Annotated in this window: 1 protein-coding gene; it reads left to right on the top strand. The window is 24.3% G+C overall.

Annotated elements, in window-relative coordinates; genetic code table 11:
* On the top strand, nucleotides 1–4,627 hold a 4,627-nt coding region (locus tag ACMUOV_RS02535; RefSeq protein ID WP_413853479.1), incomplete at both ends, for a hypothetical protein.

Raw genomic sequence — 4,627 nt, 5'->3', positions numbered from 1 at the left:
TAAAAAAACAATATTACATAAAAAGACAATATAAAATAGAAGAATTGTCAAAACAATATAATGAAGGTAAAATCAAGCCGGAAAAATATTATACTTTACTGTTGAAACATACCGAAAAGCTTAATATAAATTTAACAAAATACAAAAATACTTCTTTATATATCAATTTGTTGAAATTACAAAAAAAACTCAAATACAAAAAAATAAAAAAAGATTTGCAAAACGTATTATCATTAATAAAGCAACAAGTTCCTTATGAAAAATATTCAACTTTTTTAAAAGAAACCGATAATTTAAAAAACACGGATAAAATGTGTGTTTATATAAGAAAAATATCCGAAAATTATAATATTAATTTAACGGATGAATTTCCTGATTTAGATAAATATTTCGTTTATATTGAAACAAAACAAAAAATAAATCCGATTGATTTGTTAAAAGAAGAACAACAGCTTACAAGAGAAATAAATATCAAATTTTCAAATACAAAAGCACAGGCGGAAGTTGTATTTTTTACATATTTTGAAAAATATTTAAAACAATATTTAACCGCAAAAATTACACTGGATGATTATCTTTACTATAAAGAAAACATAGAAACATATAAAATGTTATGGAATAAATATGCCGATAACCAATTATTGACTTTATTAAATGATTACTTAGCCGAAACTGATAAGTTTTACGAAATAAATGTTGACAGAAACAGTTACTTTGCCGAAAATATTTTTGACGGAATAAAAATAAATAAATTATTGCAAATAAAAGACGGAATAAATGAAACGGATAAAATAATAAATAATATGGAACAAACAAAAAGAATAGATGTAGTTGTAACGGGAGGTTTTCACAGTGAAACAGTAACAAATATATTGGAGGAAAAGGATGTAAGTTATATAGTAATAACACCGAATATTCAGGGCGGGGTAAAAGAAGCCGAACAAACATATTACCAAACGGCTAAATTACAAAGTGAATTTGATTTTCAAACTTTGGCAACATTGCCGTTTTCGGCTTACGGAACAAATTATCGAACCGCAGTAGCTATAGAAGCTTTTCCTAAAGAAGCGGAAAAAATTTTCGGGAAAGCAGAATTTGATAGAGTAAAAAATTTAATAGAAAAAGGAAATATAACAGTAAAAGAAGAACATATAAGAAATATAAAAAAATACAGAAAAGAACTTGAAGATGATATTGATATATCAAATATACTGCAGCCGGATGATATAGAGTTAAAAGACTTAAAAGATTTAGTGAAAAGAATCGGAAATTTCATTTTTACCGATAATTTTTTATCTGAAGAAGATTTGGCTGATATTACAAAAAATATTGCCGAATTGATGAATAATGATGATTCTGATTTGGTTTTGGACTTTTTTGATAAATTGGAATATCAAATGGATATAATATTTTTTAGAATATTAAAAAGTTCAAAATTAAACAAAAGAATTAAAAAAGAAAATGTAAAAACTGCAATGAAAAAATATTTGGAACTTACCGATTATAATTTTGATGTGTTGGATGAGTTGTTTTATAGCACCCAAAAAATAGGAGATGCCGAGTTAAATGTAATTTTAAATGTATTACTTGATAAAGAAGACGAAAATAATTATAAAAATAAAAAATTCATAGAAGATAATATATATTTAATAACAGCTGTTTGTTCCAAATACAAAGGCGATGATTTAATTAAAGTTTTAAATTTGTTATCGGAAAAATATAAAAGTGATAAAGAATTTATAATAAATAATCCCGATAAACTTGTGCCTATAATAAATCAGCAACATTCCGCAGAATATTTGGAAAAAATTTTGAATTTGTTTTTAGAAAAAGATAAAGAAGGGAATTATAAAAATAAAAAATTTGTGGAACAAAATAAAGATTTTATCGTTACCGTTTGTAAAGCATATAAAAACGAAGATGTTATAAAAGTTTTAAATTTGTTTTTTGAAAAAGATGAAGAAATTAAAAATTTTATATCACAATTTACTCAAGATTTTAATTTTCATACCGAAGCTAATCAAAATATTACGGTATTGGTTGAACAACAACTTCCTGTTGAAGAGTTAAATGAATTTTTAAATATATTGCTAACTAAAGAAAACGGAAATTATGTTTATGAAAAATTTTTAAAGAAGATAAGGTCTTATTTTTTTGAACTTTTTTTTACAAGGTATTCCGTTGTGTCAAAAGATATGTTTAACTTAATTCTTAAATATATAAAATTTGCATATTCAACAAATATTGATGTGGATTTTAATTATAATTTAACAAAAAGTTTGTTTGATTCACTTAATGAAAATATTGATGTTTTACCTAAAGAACAGAAGGAAAAAATAATCTATAAATTAATTGCTGTCCTTAAAAAATATTCCGAAACAAATAATGTAATGGATACAAAAGTTAAAGAAATCAGAAACTTTTTATTTGATAATATAGAACCTTACGAACAGGCAGATAAACAAAAAACAAATCTTATTGCCGATATTTTTCTTGATAATTTTGAAAAAATGTTATTTGTTGTAAGAAAAGAAAATATTAATAGAGGGGAATATAAAGAAACAGATGATCTTATAGGTTTTATACTTACAAATTACGGCAGTAAAAAGAAAAATTTTATAAGGGAACCTAAACAAAGGGAAATGCTGGTCAAAATATTATCTTCTTATTACATTGAATTGGAAAAAATATTTGAAAGTTATGATGATAAAGAAATATCAAACTTTGATCATAACACAAATTCTTTTTTGGGATTAACCGTAAAAAATTCACAAATTACATTTATGACAGAAAAACAACAAAATGAACAATATCAGGAAAGAAAGGAAAAATTATTGGTTGAAAATATGGCATTGCTTTTTAATAAAATAAATCTTTTTAATTCCAAAGAACAAAATATAATATTTGATAATAATGTCGATAAAGCAAAAACGATATTGAATATAATATCAGGTATAAATGATTTTCAATTACTCAATAACAAAGTAAAAAAAATGTTTGTAAACGGTTATATAATAACACCTGCAACTTTAAAAGAATATTCTATTGATACGGAAGCAATTGAAAACAATAATATTAAAACAAGAAAAGGCAAAAATCCGCCGTTGATAAGAAATAAAGAAACAGCAAAACAAAGAAATTGTAATAATGCCGAACAGGTAGCAAAATTATTTACTTGCTTTGTTTCGGACAAAAAAAATAATAATGAAGAAAATAACAAAATATTTAAAGAAAAAACAGGTTTTACCATAGATGAAATAAAAGATAATTTTATTTTTATGAATGTAAAAATTAAAAACAAAGGTGCAGGTATATACGAAAGGTCTTATGATAAATTTGAAATATTGGAAATTTATGCGGATGATATAGTATATGCAATAGCGGAAATAATGCAACAAAAAGACACGAATGAAAAAAATGAAAGTTTTAATAATTTATTAAAACAAAATAACATTGAACATAATTTTAAATGCCCTTTATTTGACGGACCTTGTCTTATACCTTACAGCAAAATATTAAATGCAGGTTATGATATAAATGATTGCACGGGAATGTTGGCAGGCGGTTTACATAATGTGGATTTCAGAAATAACAGAATTTATACTCAAAATCATTTGCTATACGGTTATTATAAAAAAAATCGTTTAATTCAAAAATACGGTTGTCATTATGATGATAAAGATTTTCATATTTTTTCACTTGAAGATATTTTAGGTTTTAGAAGTGAAGACGGAAAAGGCGAATATGAATATGCCGACAGTGAAAGATTGTATTTTTTTGAAAGTATGGATTTTGTTTTGGAAGAAAAAAACAGAATAGAAAAAGAAAAAGGTATGGAAGAAGAACTTGCCGTGTATATAGAAACAGATGCATCCAACAGCAGATATCTTGAAGATATTGCTTTCTCGGTAACAACTAACGAATATTCATCCAATGATAATTTACTTGCACAGAATGAACCTGAAAAATTAAAAAAATTAAATTCAAAAATTAATTTTAAAGAAAAAATAAATGAAGCAAAAATTATTGCAACCCGCAACAGAATTATAAGAATATTATCAAAATATGAATATAATTTTATTGGAGAAAAAGCAAAGTTTGATATGGAAAAAGAACTTGCCGAAGACGGCACGGAAAAAGTTAAAGCTGAAGATGTGATAATTAAATTTAATACATCGGACTCTGTTATATTAAACAACTTTGTAAAAAATTTTTACACAATATCAAACGAATATCTTTCATTTTATGAAACAGATAAAAATGTTTATGCCGTTCCCGTAAATAAAAATGAGTTCTTAAAAATTAAAGTTAGTGAAGAGTCTAAAATAAATGTTGATAAACGATTTCGACAATTAAATAAAAATGATTTTGATAATGCCGTGTCTTTGAATTCACAAAATTTATCTGATGAAGATATTGAAAAGGCGGTAAAATATGTAAATGCTTATAAAGAAAGCAATATAATCTTTTTTAATAAAAATAAATTGAAAAAAATTGGAGAAAAGCAACAAAAACAATATTTGTCAAATTTGCTTAAAGATATTAAAGTTGAAATATCAAATATAATTAAAAAAGAAGACGGAAAACAGTTTTTGATTTTAAAATTAAAAGACGGTGAAAATAATAT

The sequence above is a fragment of the Candidatus Ruminimicrobium bovinum genome (assembly GCF_902760015.1).
GTDB classification, from domain to species: domain Bacteria; phylum Elusimicrobiota; class Endomicrobiia; order Endomicrobiales; family Endomicrobiaceae; genus Ruminimicrobium; species Ruminimicrobium bovinum.
This window is presented reverse-complemented; position numbering and strand designations above follow the sequence as displayed.